At 68.0% G+C, this 14,400-nt stretch carries 13 protein-coding genes; 10 read left to right on the top strand and 3 right to left on the bottom strand.

Going from position 1 to position 14,400, the window contains the following annotated elements; genetic code table 11:
- Nucleotides 1-63: 63 nt before the first annotated feature.
- Genes lspA through rarD form a run of 4 tightly spaced genes read left to right on the top strand, consistent with a single transcriptional unit; the run spans nucleotide 64 to nucleotide 3,030 of the window.
- Complete coding sequence (lspA, locus tag ACT3SZ_RS13765; RefSeq protein ID WP_444619510.1) at nucleotides 64-561, top strand: signal peptidase II; 498 nt, start codon at nucleotides 64-66, stop codon at nucleotides 559-561.
- Nucleotides 558-1,496, top strand: coding sequence for an RluA family pseudouridine synthase (locus ACT3SZ_RS13760; RefSeq protein WP_444619509.1), 939 nt, complete (start codon nucleotides 558-560; stop codon nucleotides 1,494-1,496). Before lspA ends, ACT3SZ_RS13760 begins: the two co-directional genes overlap by 4 nt.
- Nucleotides 1,496-2,158 carry a hypothetical protein gene (locus tag ACT3SZ_RS13755; RefSeq protein WP_444619507.1) on the top strand — a complete coding sequence of 221 codons (663 nt, stop codon included), beginning with the start codon at nucleotides 1,496-1,498 and terminating at the stop codon, nucleotides 2,156-2,158. Before ACT3SZ_RS13760 ends, ACT3SZ_RS13755 begins: the two co-directional genes overlap by 1 nt.
- On the top strand, nucleotides 2,155-3,030 hold the full coding sequence (gene rarD / locus ACT3SZ_RS13750; protein WP_444619505.1) for an EamA family transporter RarD: 876 nt from the start codon (nucleotides 2,155-2,157) through the stop codon (nucleotides 3,028-3,030). The genes ACT3SZ_RS13755 and rarD overlap by 4 nt, the downstream gene beginning before the upstream one ends.
- Here the strand turns inward: rarD and ACT3SZ_RS13745 are convergent.
- Together ACT3SZ_RS13745 and ACT3SZ_RS13740 are read right to left on the bottom strand one after the other, a co-directional pair.
- The gene (locus ACT3SZ_RS13745) at nucleotides 3,027-4,334 is read right to left on the bottom strand and encodes a D-arabinono-1,4-lactone oxidase (RefSeq protein ID WP_444619504.1); all 1,308 of its coding nucleotides are present in this window, start codon (nucleotides 4,332-4,334) and stop codon (nucleotides 3,027-3,029) included. The two genes, rarD and ACT3SZ_RS13745, sit on opposite strands and share 4 nt — an antisense overlap.
- Nucleotides 4,331-5,503 (bottom strand): amino acid deaminase/aldolase, encoded by a 1,173-nt coding sequence (locus ACT3SZ_RS13740; RefSeq protein WP_444619502.1) that lies wholly within the window; start codon nucleotides 5,501-5,503, stop codon nucleotides 4,331-4,333. Before ACT3SZ_RS13740 ends, ACT3SZ_RS13745 begins: the two co-directional genes overlap by 4 nt.
- Nucleotides 5,504-5,565: 62 nt before the next feature.
- Here ACT3SZ_RS13740 and nadA point away from each other — a divergent pair, with 62 nt between their 5' ends.
- The 3 genes from nadA to ACT3SZ_RS13725 all read left to right on the top strand — a co-directional run bounded on the left by nadA (nucleotide 5,566) and on the right by ACT3SZ_RS13725 (nucleotide 8,610).
- Nucleotides 5,566-6,648: a quinolinate synthase NadA gene (gene nadA, locus ACT3SZ_RS13735; RefSeq protein WP_444619500.1), complete on the top strand. Its 1,083-nt coding sequence runs from the start codon at nucleotides 5,566-5,568 to the stop codon at nucleotides 6,646-6,648.
- Nucleotides 6,645-7,559, top strand: a complete 915-nt coding sequence (gene nadC / locus ACT3SZ_RS13730) for a carboxylating nicotinate-nucleotide diphosphorylase (RefSeq protein WP_444619498.1) — start codon at nucleotides 6,645-6,647, stop codon at nucleotides 7,557-7,559. The genes nadA and nadC overlap by 4 nt, the downstream gene beginning before the upstream one ends.
- 274 nt (nucleotides 7,560-7,833) lie before the next feature.
- Nucleotides 7,834-8,610, top strand: coding sequence for a hypothetical protein (locus ACT3SZ_RS13725; protein ID WP_444619496.1), 777 nt, complete (start codon nucleotides 7,834-7,836; stop codon nucleotides 8,608-8,610).
- 14 nt (nucleotides 8,611-8,624) lie between these two features.
- Here the strand turns inward: ACT3SZ_RS13725 and ACT3SZ_RS13720 are convergent, their stop codons facing one another.
- A complete protein-coding gene (locus tag ACT3SZ_RS13720) occupies nucleotides 8,625-9,797 on the bottom strand; it encodes an ATP-binding protein (protein ID WP_444619494.1) in 1,173 nt (390 codons plus the stop codon).
- A gap of 142 nt (nucleotides 9,798-9,939) precedes the next feature.
- On the opposite strand from ACT3SZ_RS13720, the gene dnaE reads away from it, so the two are divergent.
- The 3 genes from dnaE to ACT3SZ_RS13705 are packed head-to-tail and all read left to right on the top strand — an operon-like array spanning nucleotide 9,940 to nucleotide 14,397.
- On the top strand, nucleotides 9,940-13,503 hold the full coding sequence (gene dnaE, locus ACT3SZ_RS13715) for a DNA polymerase III subunit alpha (RefSeq protein WP_444619492.1): 3,564 nt from the start codon (nucleotides 9,940-9,942) through the stop codon (nucleotides 13,501-13,503).
- On the top strand, nucleotides 13,500-14,147 hold the full coding sequence (locus tag ACT3SZ_RS13710) for an IMPACT family protein (protein ID WP_444619490.1): 648 nt from the start codon (nucleotides 13,500-13,502) through the stop codon (nucleotides 14,145-14,147). The genes dnaE and ACT3SZ_RS13710 overlap by 4 nt, the downstream gene beginning before the upstream one ends.
- Nucleotides 14,148-14,166: 19 nt before the next feature.
- Nucleotides 14,167-14,397 (top strand): hypothetical protein, encoded by a 231-nt coding sequence (locus ACT3SZ_RS13705; RefSeq protein WP_444619489.1) that lies wholly within the window; start codon nucleotides 14,167-14,169, stop codon nucleotides 14,395-14,397.
- Nucleotides 14,398-14,400: the final 3 nt, after the last annotated feature.

The following is a 14,400-nucleotide window of genomic DNA, read 5'->3' as shown; positions in this document are numbered from 1 at the left end:
CTGACGGCGGGGCAACAGAGGGTCGCGGGCGGGGACATGCCGCGACGCGATAGGATCATGGCCGTGACTGTTTTCAACGTCCGACCCTGGGCGCTCCTCCCACTGGCCGGCATCGTGGCCGTCGACCAGCTCACCAAGTGGCTCGTCGTGGAGAACCTCGAACCCGCCACCGCGTACCCGGTGGTCGGTGACATCGCCCGGCTGTACCTGATCCGCAACTCCGGGGCGGCGTTTTCCATGGGGGAGAACGCCACCGTGGTGTTCTCCGTGATCCAGATGGTCGCCGTGGTCATCTGCGTGGTGCTGGCCTTCCGGGTCCGCAACCCGTGGGCCGTGGCTGCGGTGGCGTTGATCGGCGGCGGGGCGGCCGGCAACCTCATCGACCGGATCTTCCGCGCCCCCGGCGGGCTGCACGGCCATGTGGTGGACTTCGTGTCCGTCGGCAACTTCGCGATCTTCAACGTGGCGGACGCGGCGATCAGCGTGGGCGTGGTGGTGTACCTGGTGTACGCGCTGATTGTCGAGCCACGGCAGGCGCGCGCTGAGGAGAAGGCAGAATGAGTGGGCAGCGGGAGTCGCGGTTGATGCCGGTGCCGGACGGCCTGGCGGGGATGCGGGTGGACGCCGGGCTGTCGAAGTTGCTCGGGTTGTCGCGCACCGTCGTCGCCGAACTCGCCGAGGCCGGCGACGTGGTGCAGGACGGAAAGACGGCGGGCAAGTCTGACCGGCTGGTCGCCGGGGCGTGGCTGGACGTCACCCTGCCGGAGCCTGAACGGGACCTCGCCGACGAGCCCGCCGAACTCGTCGAGGGCATGGAGATCCTCTACTCCGACGACGACGTCATCGCCGTGAACAAGCCCGTCGGCGTCGCCGCGCACCCCACCATCGGCTGGGACGGGCCCACGGTGACCTCGGGTCTGGCGGCGGAGGGGTTCCGTATCTCCACCTCCGGCCCGCCGGAGCGTAAGGGCATCGTGCACCGGTTGGACGTCGGGACGTCCGGCGTGATGCTGGTCGCCGCCAGCGAGCGCGCCTACACGGTGCTCAAGCGGGCATTCCGCGACCGGACGGTGGAGAAGACCTACCATGCGCTGGTGCAGGGCCACCCGGATCCGACGGTGGGCACCATCGACGCGCCGATCGCCCGGCACCCCGGTGCGGGGTGGAAGTTCGCGGTGCGTGAGGACGGCCGCCACGCCGTGACGCACTACCGCACGCTCGAGGCGTTCCGGCAGGCCACGATGCTGGAGGTGCACCTGGAGACCGGACGTACCCACCAGATCCGCGTGCACTTCTCGGCGCTGCACCACCCGTGCTGTGGGGACCCGATGTACGGGTCGGACCCGGCACTCAGCGAGTTCCTCGGACTGCAACGTCAGTGGCTGCACGCGGTGCACCTGGGCTTCACGCACCCGAACGGGCGGTGGATGGACATCGAGTCGCCGTACCCGGAAGACCTGGACGTGGCGTTGGAACGCCTGCGGGAGGTGAACTGATGCGCGCCTCGCGGCAGATCGCGCCGGACCGTAAGGTGCGGCGTCGGCGTGAGTGGGAGGACACGCGTCGTCCTGCGTGGGTGATGTGGTTGTCGGTGTTGTGCCTGGTGGCGCTGGCCGGCACGGTGATCGCCCTGGCTGGTTCGGACCGTATGTCCCGTCCCCAGGCGATCAACGGCGACATGCTGGGCCCGGACAACAGCGAGACCCTGGACGAGTACGTCACGCGCGCGGGGACGACGCTGCGGGACACATCTGACGAGGCCCGCTGGGCCCTGGTCACCCCTGCCGAGCCGGCCGGGACGCAGGAACTCACGGAGATCTTCTCCGGCATGTCCGGCATGCGCGTGTCGACCCTGCTGTACGCGAACTCGCGGTGGGAGATCGCCGAGCCGGCGGACGGTCACCGGCGGGCGGACGTCTTCGCCGCCGCCCGTGACCAGGTCGCCGCGAACGCGGGGGCGGGGGAGGACGACCCGGCGCTCGACGTCCTCGGCGTGCTCGTGCACGCCACGCCGGACGACCTGGCGACGCTGGACGACCGCGAGGACGTGCTGGCGGTGGAGGCGTTGCCGCCCGATGCGTCCTACGGGCGTTTCGGGCTGCGCGCGGTGACGGCCGACGAGCGAGACCAAGCACAGGAACAGGCGGCAGACCGGTGATCTGGGGTGTCCTGGCCTACTTGATGTGGGGGTTCTTCCCCGCGTTCTTCCCGCTGCTGCGCCCGGCGGTGCCGATGGAGATCCTGGCGCACCGCTTCGTGTGGACGCTCGCCTTCGTTGTGGTGGTCATGGCGTGCACGACCGGTTTCCGCTGGGTGCGTCAGATTTCCGCGGGCCTGTGGCTGCGCATCACCGCGGCCGCGGTGCTCATCGCCGGCAACTGGGGGCTGTACATCTACGCGGTCAACAATGACCACGTCGCCGATGCCGCCCTCGGCTACTTCATCAACCCGCTGGTCAGCGTGCTGCTGGGCGTGGTGGTGCTGCGTGAGAAGCTGCGCCCACTGCAGTGGGTGTCCGTGGGCATCGCGGCGGTGGCGGTGGTGATCCTCACGGTGGCGTTGGGGTCGCCGCCGGTGGTGTCGTTGGGGCTGGCGTTGTCTTTCGCCGGCTACGGGCTGTTGAAGAAGCGGGTGCCGCTGACCCCGCTGCAGTCGTTGACGGCGGAGACCGCGGTGCTCGCGCCGGTGGGTGTGCTTTTCCTGGTGTGGCTGCAGTCCCAGGGGGAGAACACGATGGTGCAGGGCGGGCACGGTGTGGGCCATGTGCTGCTGCTGATCACCGCCGGGGCGATCACGGCGCTGCCGTTGCTGTGCTTCGCGCGTGCGGCCCACGAACTGTCGTTGACCAGCCTGGGGATGCTGCAGTACCTGACTCCGGTGATGCAGATGCTGTGGGCGGTGCTGGTCGTCGGCGAGTACATCGAGCCCGCCCGCTGGGTCGGGTTCGCGGTGATCTGGGTGGCGCTGCTCGTGTTTGTCACCGATACGCTGATCAACGCGCGGCGCACCCGGCTGCGGAAACTGGTCTAGATTCCGAAGACCCGGTCGACCATCGGGTTGCGGAACATGCCGGACGGGTCGACCTGCGCGCGCAGCTCGGCGACGTCCGCCAGATCGGGGTGCACGGCGGCGAGGCCGTCGTGGTCGAGGGTGTGCAGCTTGCCCCAGTGCGGGCGTCCGCCAGCGGCGACGAGGACCGGCTCGACCACGGCGAAGAGCTCACGGTAGTCGTCGCGGTGGTAGCGGTGCACCGCGATGTAGCAAGATTCGCGACCGTTCGCTGTCGACAGCGGGACGTCGTCCGCGGCGGTGCAGCGCACCTCCAGGGGGAAGCCCACGGGCAGCCGGGAGGCGTCCACGGTGCGGTGGACCTCGGCGAGGACCTCCGTGGCGTCGGCCAGGGGCACGGCATACTCCATCTCGTTGAAGCGCACCCGGCGCGGGGAGACGAAGACGTCGTGGGCGGTGTCGGAGTACTCGCGCTGCGCCAGGCTCGCCGCCGCCAGACGGTTCATTGCCCCGGTAGTGCGCGGTACGTGGTGCATCAGCGAGCACATCGCCGCGAAGGCGGCGTTGCTGACGAGTTCGTCGTCGACGAACGCCCGCCAGCGCGGCACGGGGCCGGGCAGGTCGGCGGACGCGGCGTCCTGCAGGCTGTGGCGGGTATTGGTCTTGACGTGGGCGCGGTTGGTGCCGGGGAACCAGTAGTACTCCAGGTGGTCGACGGCGGCGGCGCGGGCGGGGAAGTCGGCGACGAGTTCCGCCAGCGGTTCGGCGCACTCCACGGCGGAGAGCACGAAGGAGTCGACGACCGCCATGGTGATGCGGGTGGTCACCCCGAGGGCACCGAGGGAGACGCGGCCGAGGTCGTAGAGGGGGTCGCCGGGACCAACGTCGTGCACGGAGCCGTCGGCGGTGACGGTGCGCAGCCTGCGGACCATCCCGGCGAAACCGGTCAGCCCGATGCCGGTGCCGTGGGTGCCGGTGCTCACCGCGCCGGCCAGGGACTGCGGGTCCACGTCGCCCTGATTCGCCAGTGCCAGGCCGTGCGGGCGTAGCAACGCCGGGACGTCGCGCAGGCGGGTGCCGGCCAGGAAGGTGACCTCCATGGCGTCGCGGTCCACCGACACGAGGCCCGAGAGGTGGTCGAGGTTGACCAGGATCCCGACGGTCACCGCCACGGGGGTGAAGGAGTGGCCCGCGCCCACGGCCTTGACCCGCAGGCCCTCGCGTGCCGCCCGGAGGACCAGGTCGACGACCCCGTCCTCGGTGGTGGGCTGCTCGAATGCGGCGGGGGTGGCGTGCTGTGTGCCCGACCAGTTGCGCCATCTCATGTGAAGCTCCGTCCTTCGCCCCGGTAGGTGGGCCATTCGTCGATGATGTCTCCGTCGCTGACCACCAGCACGGATTCGGTGAACTCGGCCTGCTCGCCGGCCTTGGCGTGGCGGAACCACACGTGGTCGCCGAGGTCCATCGCCGCGGCGACGTCGCCACGCAGCGGTGTCTGCACCTCCCCGGCACCTTCCGTGGCACTCATGCGCAGGCCGCGGGGGTAGTCGACGACGGGGACGCGGTCGGCGCCGGGAGGGCCGGACGCGATGCGTCCTCCGCCGGCGACGGTGACGATGTCGGGTGCGGGCCGGCGCACCACCGGCAGCACGAACCACTGCGCCGAGACCGGACGGAATGCGGAGTAGTGGTCGAACAGGCCCGGGCCCACGACCCCGGAGCCGGCACCGATCTCGGTGACCACCTCCTCGGCGGTGGTGGACTCGATGGAGCCGGTGCCGCCGCCGTTGACGAACTCCAGTTCGCCGTCCACCGCCTGCACGGCCTGCACGATCGCGGCCCGGCGTGTCGCGAGTTCCTTGGCGGAGACCCGCTTGACCGCGGTGACCAGCGGGGAGGTGTCCGTGGTTCCGGCGATCTGCCCCTCGTAGGCCATCAGGCCGACCAGGCGGAAACCGTCGCGGTCGCTGACGGCCTCGGCCAGGGCGCGGGCCTGCTCCACGGTGTGCACCGGCGAGCGGCGCGCACCCAGGTGCACCGGGCCGAAGGACAGGGAGGCGTCGACATCGATGCACACCCGCAGGACGCCACGTTCGGTCGGCGGGACGACGGCGTCGATGAAGTCGAGGTGCTCCACCGAGTCGACCATCACCGTCACCGACCGCAGGTAGGCCTCCCCGCACATCAGCCGGTGCAGCAGCTGCCGGTCGGCGCTGGGGTAAGCGACGAGCACGTCGTCGCACACCCCCTCGTCCACCAGCCACATGGCCTCGCCCAGGGAGTAGGACAGCAGCCCCTGCACACCATCAAGAGTGAGGAGGCGCTCGATGAGAGCGCGGATACGCACCGACTTCGTGGCCAGACGGATCGGAGTGCCCGCGGCACGCCGGACCATGTCCGCGGCGTTGGCCAGCGCACTGTCCAGGTCGAGGACGGAGAAAGGGGCGTCGAGGTGCGCGACGGCCTCGCGCACCGCAGGTCGTGGTGTACTCACGGGGTTGAGGATACGTCGCGAAACCCCCCGGTGTGTGCCGGTTTCGGATATCATCACCGGACATGACTGTGACGAGTGTTGAACAATTCGGGAGTCCGCTGTTGGAGCGGGTCTTCCGGGCACCGGGGCACACCGGTCCTGAAGGCAACATCGGGCGGTGGGAGGGACTCGCCGGGGACGACGCGTGGGTCGCCGAGATCACCCGCCTGAAGCGAGAACGCAATGCGGTGATCCTGGCCCACAACTACGAACTCCCCGAGATCCAGGACATCGCCGACCACACCGGCGACTCCCTGGCGCTGTCGCGCATCGCCGCGCAGACCGACGCCGAGGTGATCGTCTTCTGCGGCGTGCACTTCATGGCCGAGACCGCCAAGATCCTCTCCCCGGACAAGACCGTGCTGATCCCCGACGCCGAGGCCGGCTGCTCCCTGGCGGACTCGCTGAACGTCGAGGAACTCGCCGAGTGGAAGTCCGAGCACCCCGACGCCCTGGTCGTGAGCTACATCAACACCACCGCCGCGGTGAAGGGCCTGACCGACGTGTGCTGCACCAGCTCCAATGCCGTCGACGTGGTCGCCGGGCTGCCGGAGGACCGCGAGATCCTCTTCGGCCCGGACCAGTTCCTCGGCGCGCACGTGCGACGACAGACCGGGCGCGACAACATTCACGTCTGGGCCGGAGAGTGCCACGTCCACGCGGGCATCTCCGGGCCCGAACTCGCCCGCCGCGCCGAGGAGAACCCGGACGCCGACCTGTTCATCCACCCCGAGTGCGGCTGCGCCAACTCGGCGATCTACCTCGCCGGCGAAGGCGTGATCGACCCCGCCCGGGTGCACATGCTCTCCACCGGGGAGATGCTCACCAGCGCGCAGGACGCCGCGGCCGCCGGACGCGGCAAGGTCCTCGTCGCCACCGAGGTCGGCATGCTCCACCAGCTCAAGGGCGTGGCCCCCGACGTGGACTTCGCCCCTGTCAACGAACGTGCCTCCTGCCCCTACATGAAGATGATCACGCCGGCGGCCCTGCTGCGCTGCCTCGCCCTGGGCACCGACGAGGTCGACGTGGCCGAGGACGTGGCCGCGCAGGCCCGCCTCGCCGTGGAGCGGATGATCTCCGTCGGCACCCCGGGAGGCGGCGAATGAGCGACGCGAGAGCACTGCTTCCGACGACCGACCTCGGCACCCTTGACGGTGACCCCTCCCTGTTCTCCTCCCTGGCGTGGGCGGCACTGCAGGAGGACATCGCCGCCGGCGATGCCACCACCCTTGCCACCGTTCCGCGGGACCTGCAGGGCAGCGCACGCCTCATCGCCCGTGTCCCCGGCGTGATCTCCGGCACCGACGCCGTGCGCGCCGTGCTGGACGCCGGGGCGTCCAACCCCGTGCTCGGCGGACGCGTGGAACTGCAGGACGCCCTGGCCAACGGTGCCCGCGTGGCACCCGGTGACGTGGTCGGCGTGCTGGAGGGACCGGTCCGGGCGATCCTGCAGCTGGAGCGCTCCGTGCTCAACGTGCTCTCCCACGCCTCCGGGGTGGCCACCCACACCGCCGCCTGGGTGGATGCCGTCGCCGCCGCCCGCGACGGGGTGGCCGTACGCGACTCGCGCAAGACCCTGCCGGGGCTGCGTCTCCTGCAGAAACGCGCCGTGGTCCACGGTGGTGGCACACCGCACCGCTACAACCTCTCCGACCAGGCGATGGTCAAGGACAACCACGTCGTCGCCGGAGGGGGAGTGGTCGCCGCCTACCAGGCGGTACGCGCCGAAGACACCGCGCTGTGGTGCGAGGTGGAAGTGGACGACCTGGAGCAGCTGCGTGAGGTGCTGGGCCTGGACCTGCCGCCGCAGCAGGTGCTGCTCGACAACTTCGACGTACCGACCACCCTGTCCGCGGTGCGGCTGCGCGACGAGATCGCGCCGGGTGTGCTGCTGGAGTCCTCCGGCGGGCTGACCCTGGACAGGGCCGGTGACTATGCGGCCGCCGGTGTGGACTCGCTCGCCGTGGGGGCGCTGACCCACTCGGTGACGGCGCTGGACATTGGGCTGGACCTGTAGGGGTTCTCGCCTGGCTGTCCCCGTCCCGGTTCCACTTGGTGCTCCGCCACCTTGAGCCCTCAGGTCGCCCGGAGGGGGTTGAAACGACCTGAGGGCTCAAGGTGCGGTGGGGCGGTTCGAGCATTGCGGAGTCGGGGGCTGTGAACTGCTCAGATGGCCCCTAACCGTCGTCCTGCCGGACTCCTAGTCGTCGTTCCGTCGGATCTGTGGGGTGCAGGCGCGCCGGGAACTAGTATTGAGGTGTGTACGACATGGAGATGGAGGTGACTGCCTGATGCGCATCCGTAGAACAGGGGCAACGACCCTGGCCACGACAGCGGCGACGGCTACGACGGTGTTGTTGCTCGCCGCCTGCACCTCGTCCGGGGAGGACGGGGGACAGGACGGCGCGGACCCGTCAGACACGGTGACAGCGACAGCTACTGTCACGGAGACCGTCGCCGAGCCTGTCACGTCCAGCGAGACTCCCACCGAAACTCCGACCGAGGTGCCCGGCGAAGAGGTCGAGGCCTACTTCTCCACCGCCGGCCAGGAGGTCGGCGTCGCCGGGTTGGAGTCGGAGGAAGAGCCGATCATCGTGCGGGACGTCCCCTCGTCCACCGGCACACAGGTAGCGGAGGTCGACCGGCTCGGGGCCGTGGAACTTGCTGGACGGGAGTGGAACAACACCCAGGACCCCGACGAGGGCTTTTGGGCGCAGGTGCGGGTGGACGGTGTCACCGGCTGGATGCCCAGCGCTCACCTCTACCATTTCGCCGCGACTACGGATGTCACCGACGACTACCGGGACGTGACCGGGGACAGCGAACAGGCCGTGGTGGAGGCGGTTGGTCAGCAGGCGGCGAGCATGGCGGAGTACGTCCTGCTGACTACACCGGACTATGCCGGTGAACCGTTCTACCGGGTGGACGTCACCGGGATGAAGGACGATGCCCAGGCCGGTGAGCGACTATTCGTGACCCTCGGGGAGAATGATGGTGGCTACGCGGTCGACAAGGTGGAGCGCACCCTGCTGTGCCATCGAGGCGTGAGCGGCGGGCTGTGCCTGTAGGAGTTGATAGGTACCTAATCCCGGAGTTCTTCCTGCCGGCGAATCCAGTCGCCCATTCCTGGAGTGATGAAGTGCAGGCCTCCGGCGGGGCTTCGATAGATGGTGCCCTTCTTGATCAAACGTTCGCGAAGATAGCCAACCGAACGCACCGGCACCCCGAGTACCTTGGCGACGTGTCCGCCGTTGGGCTCGTTGTCGTCGATTTCGGCGGTGGCCAGTGCGACGAGATACTCCCGTTCCCGGCGGCTCGCGTCCTCCCAACGGCTGATGAACAGTTGCTCGAGATCCGCCTGAATTCTTGGTGCAGCTTCCGCGACGTGATCGGCCCGAATGGTTGTACAGCCACTGGAGGCGCGCCAGGCGAAATGGCCGGCGACCTGAATCGCGTAGGGGTAGCCCCCGGACATTGACAACAAGGCGTCGGTGGCATCGCTCTGGAGCGGCCGGCCGGACTGTTTCGCCGGACCGGAGAGCGCGTCCCGCGCATCGGGGTCCGATAGTGAGTCGAGCGAATGCCACTCGGCACGTTCCAGGTAAGTGGGGAGACGGCTGCCACGCGTTTCGCGCAAGGACGGGAGCGCCGCCACGGCGACGACAAGTGGCCAGTTTTCGGGCACGTTCTCCTGTAAGGCTCCGCCCAGCTCGTGGAGATCTGCAGGACTGGCGTTCTGGAGCTCATCCAGGGTGAGGAGTAGTCCGCTGTTTCGGGAGCGCGCGACCGTCAGGGTCGTGTGAAACTCCTCAGCTAGGCTGTTTACCTGCTGTTTCTCCGATGTCGAGATGTCCACTCCAGCACCGATGCCGAAGGCGCTTGCCTGGAGTGTCGTACCCGTGATCGCGCGCTTGCCGTTCTTCTCTTGTGGGACCGTACCGTCGAAGACGCTTCGGACAGCGCGGAGCTTGCTCACGAGTTCGGTGAGTATGCCAGTTGATTTCGCCTCGACATGCACCGCAGGCCAGGAGTGCTGTTGGGCGGCGATGTGCGAGATTTCGCCGAGCGTCACTGTTTTTCCAACGCCACGGGGACCCACCAGGATGAGCGGGCGAGGGGTTCTCTTGTCGAGAGCTGCGACCTCGAGTGCCTCTGCGGCAGCGTCGACGACCTCGCCTCGTCCAGCGAAGACCATCGGAGCCTGGTTGAACCCTGGGGTGTAGGGGTTCGGGATTCGTGCCGGGAGCTCACTCATAGAGCAAAGTATAGCGTGTATAGCACTGTAGAGCGTGTATAGCACAGTAGAGCATGTATAGCGCTGTATAGCACCGCGGGGACGACCGGTGCACCCCGATCTGGCGGCCGCCCGACTTGCCCCCACAAGTAGACTGACCCCCATGAAGAAGTCCTCCTTCGTCCACCTGCACAATCACACCGAGTACTCCATGCTCGACGGGATGGCGAAGGTGGACCTGCTCGCCGAAGAGGTGTCGCGGCAGGGCATGCCTGCGGTCGGCATGACTGACCACGGCAACATGTTCGGCTCCGACGCCTTCTACCGGGCGATGACCGGTGCCGGCGTCAAACCCATCATCGGCATCGAGTGCTACATGGCACCGGAATCCCGCCTGATCAAGGACCGGGTGCGCTGGGGTGAGCCGGATCAGAAACGCAACGACGTCGCCGGCGGCGGCTACTACCTGCACCAGACCATGATGGCGGAGAACGCCACCGGGCTGCGCAACCTCTTCCGGCTGTCTTCCCTGGCCAGCTACGAGGGTCAGGTGTCGAAGTACCCGCGTATGGATGCCGAGATCGTCGCCGAGCATGCCGACGGCATCATCGCCACCACCGGCTGCCCATCCGGCGACGTGCAGACCCGTCTGCGTCTGGGCCAGTTCGACCAGGCTCTGGAGGCCGCGGCGATGTGGCAGGACATCTACGGCCGCGACAACTATTTCCTCGAGCTGATGGACCACGGCCTGGAGATCGAGAAGCGCGTCCGCGACGAGCTCCTGGAGATCGGCCGCAAGCTCGACCTGCCGCCGCTGGTCACCAACGACTGCCACTACGTCCTGCAGAAGCAGGCCAAGCCGCACGAGGTCATGCTGTGCGTGCAGACCGGCGCGACGATGGACGAGCCGACCCTGGACGAGGGCGGGCGTCGTTTCGCGTTCTCTGGTGACGGCTACTACATCAAGCCCGCCGAGGAACTGCGCAACTACTGGGACCCGATCGTGCCCGACGGCTGCGACAACACCCTCTGGATCGCCGAGCGCGTCCAGGACTACGGCGAGCTGTGGGAGGAGCACACCCACGACCGCATGCCGAACTACGACGTCCCCGAGGGCCACACTCCCACCACCTGGCTGCGCCACGAGGTCCAGATCGGCCTGGTCGAGCGTTTCAACGGCGGCGAGGTGCCCAAGGAGTACCTCGATCGGGCGGACTACGAGATCGATGTCATCGACATGAAGGGCTACCCGTCCTACTTCCTCGTCGTCGCCGACCTGATCAAGCACGCCCGCTCCATCGGCATCCGCGTGGGGCCGGGCCGTGGTTCGGCCGCCGGTGCGCTGGTGGCCTACGCGCTGACGATCACCAATATCGACCCCATCGACCACGGGCTGATGTTCGAGCGCTTCCTCAACCCGGAGCGTCCGTCCGCACCCGATATCGATATCGACTTCGACGATCGTCGTCGTGGCGAGATGATCCGCTACGCCGCGGACAACTGGGGCCAGGACAAGGTCGCCCAGGTGATCACCTTCGGCACGGTGAAGACCAAGCAGGCGCTGAAGGACGCCGCGCGCGCCCACCACGGCCAGCCCGGTTTCCAGATTGCCGACCGCATCACCAAGACCCTGCCCCCGGCGCAGGCGGCCAAGGACATCCCGCTGTCCGGCATCATGGACCCCAACCACGACCGCTATCAGGAGGCTGCGGAGATCCGCACCCTCATCGAGACCGACCCGGTGGTCAAGGAGATCTATGACGACGCCCTCGGTCTGGAGGGAGTGGTGCGCCAGGCCGGCGTGCACGCCTGCGCGGTGATCATGGCGTCCGTCCCGCTGCTCGACCACATCCCGATGTGGAAGCGTCAGCAGGACGGCGCGATCATCACCGGCTGGCCCTACCCGGCGTGCGAGGCCATCGGCCTGCTGAAGATGGACTTCCTGGGGCTGCGCAACCTCACCGTCATTGGCGACTGCATCGAGAACATCAAGAAGAACCGGGACGAGGACCTCGACCTCGAGAACCTGACTACCGACGACCCGCAGTCCTATGAACTGCTGGCCCGCGGCGACACCCTCGGCATCTTTCAGCTCGACTCCGGCGGCATGCAGGAGCTGCTGAAGCGTATGCGCCCGACCGGCTTCAACGACATCGTCGCCGCCCTGGCGCTCTACCGTCCGGGGCCGATGGGTGTCGGTGCGCACTGGGACTACGCGGACCGCAAGAACGGGCGCAAGCCCATCGAGCCGATCCACCCGGAGCTCGCCGAGGCGCTCCACGACATCCTGGAGGAGACCTACGGTCTGATCGTGTACCAGGAGCAGATCATGAGGATCTCCCAGAAGGTCGCGAACTACACCGCCGGTCAGGCCGATGGGTTCCGTAAGGCCATGGGTAAGAAGAAGCCGGAGGTGCTGGCCAAGGAGTTCGAGAACTTCGAGGCCGGGATGAAGTCGAACGGCTTCTCGGACGCCGCGATCAAGACCCTGTGGGACACGATCCTTCCCTTCGCCGGCTACGCGTTCAATAAGTCGCACGCCGCCGGTTACGGCCTGGTCAGCTTCTGGACCGCCTACCTCAAGGAGCACTACACCGCCGAGTACATGGCGGCCCTGCTGACCTCGGTGGCGGACAAGAAGGACAAGTCGGCGATCTATCTCGCGGACTGCCGCCACCTGGGCATCAACGTGCTCTCGCCGGACGTCAACGAGTCCGACTACACCTTCAAGCCCGTCGGGCTCGACATCCGCTTCGGCCTCGGCGCGGTGCGCAATGTCGGTGAGGACGTCGTCGACTCGATCGTGGCGACGCGCAAGGAAAAGACCCCCTTCACGGACTTCTCCGACTACCTCGACAAGATCGACGCCACGGCCTGCAACAAGCGCGTCACCGAGTCCTTGATCAAGGCCGGAGCCTTCGACTCGCTCGGCCACCCGCGCAAGGGCCTGATGCTGGTCTTCGAGGACGCCGTCGATTCGGTGACCTCCACGAAGAAGGCCGCCGCGCGCGGCCAGTACGACTTGTTCTCCGGGCTCGACGCGGTGGAGGACGACGCCTTCAAGGTCGACGTCCCCGACCAGCACTGGGAGCGTAAGCACGAGCTCACCCTGGAGCGCGAGATGCTCGGGCTCTACGTCTCGGGCCACCCGCTGGACGGGTTCGAGGCGTCCCTGGACTCCCAGATCGACACGCCCCTGACCACGGTGATATCCGGCGAACTGCCGGACAAGCGGGCCATCAAGGTCGGCGGCATTATCTCCAGCGTGGATCGCCGCGTGGACAAGAAGGGCAATCCCTGGGCCATTGTGACCATCGAGGACCAGCACGGTGCGCAGATCGAGCTGCTGTGCTTCTCCCGGACGTATGCGCTGGTCGCCCCGATGATCGCCGAGGACAACATCATCCTCGCCCAGGCCGAGGTCAGCATCCGTGACGACCGCACCAGCCTGTTCTGCAATGACCTCAAGCCCGCCGAGCTTTCCATCGGTGCCGGTGCTGGAGTCCCGCTGCGTCTGCGCATGCGCATCGACCAGTGCACCCCGGACAACATGGACCGGCTCAAGGGCGTGCTGCACAATAACAAGGGCGATTCGGACGTCTACCTCACCCTGTTCGACGGCACGGAGGAGCTGCAGTACATGCTGCCCGCTGACCTGCGGGTGGCGCGCACGTCCTCGCTGATGGGAGACCTGAAGGCGTCGACCTGGGCCGGCGTGCTCGGGTGAGTGCCGCCCCCACCCCGGCCTATCTGCGTCCCGGAACCGACCGGCCCGTCGCCGAGACGGAGGTGAAGCGCTCCCGGTTCATCGCCTGTGCCGCCCGCGTCACCGACGAGGCCGATGCGCGGGACTTCCTCGCCGAGATCCGCGCTGCCTACACGGATGCTCGGCACCACTGCAGTGCCTACGTCCTGCACGTCGATGGTGCGAACCCGGTGGAACGCTCCAGCGACGACGGCGAACCCGCCGGCACCGCCGGCCAGCCGATGCTCGAGGTGCTGCGCGGCTCGGGCCTGCAGGACATCGCCGTGGTGGTCGTGCGCTACTTCGGCGGGGTCAAACTCGGCACCGGCGGACTGGTCCGCGCTTACCAGGACGCCACGCGCGCGGTGCTGGAGCAGGTCCGCGTGCTGCGCCGCGAACCGCGCGATATGTGGACGCTCGACGTCGACCACGCCGAGGCAGGACGCATCGAGGCGGAGCTGCGGGCGCGGGGGCTGGAGGTCGCGGCGTCCTACTCCGCGACGGTGGCGCTTACGCTCACCGTCGCGGCAGGGGAGGACCCTAGCGGGATTGTCAGTGAAATTTCAGGTGGGTCTCTGGAAGTTGTACGCGACGGGTCTCGCTGGGACGACGTGCAACCCCGGTGAACGGGGGTAGACTCCAGGTATGACCATGGACAACAACTCCGACAATCCCGTTGCCCGTCGTAAGGCCGACGTTCGCAAACGTTCGCGGTCGATCCAGGTGTCCGGGGGCATCGCGGTCGCCGGAGGGGTGCTGGCCGTTTTGACCACGGCAACGACGTTCTTCCTCGTCATCGCCATCATCGCCCTGGTCGTGCTGGGCTGGAACGCGGTGAAGGTCCGCGAGGTGCTCAACCACAAGGACGAGTGGTGAGCG

This window comes from Corynebacterium sp. AOP40-9SA-29, assembly GCF_052377405.1.
Lineage (GTDB): Bacteria > Actinomycetota > Actinomycetes > Mycobacteriales > Mycobacteriaceae > Corynebacterium.
Note: the sequence above shows the minus strand (reverse complement) of the source record. Positions and strands in the feature narration are given on the sequence as shown.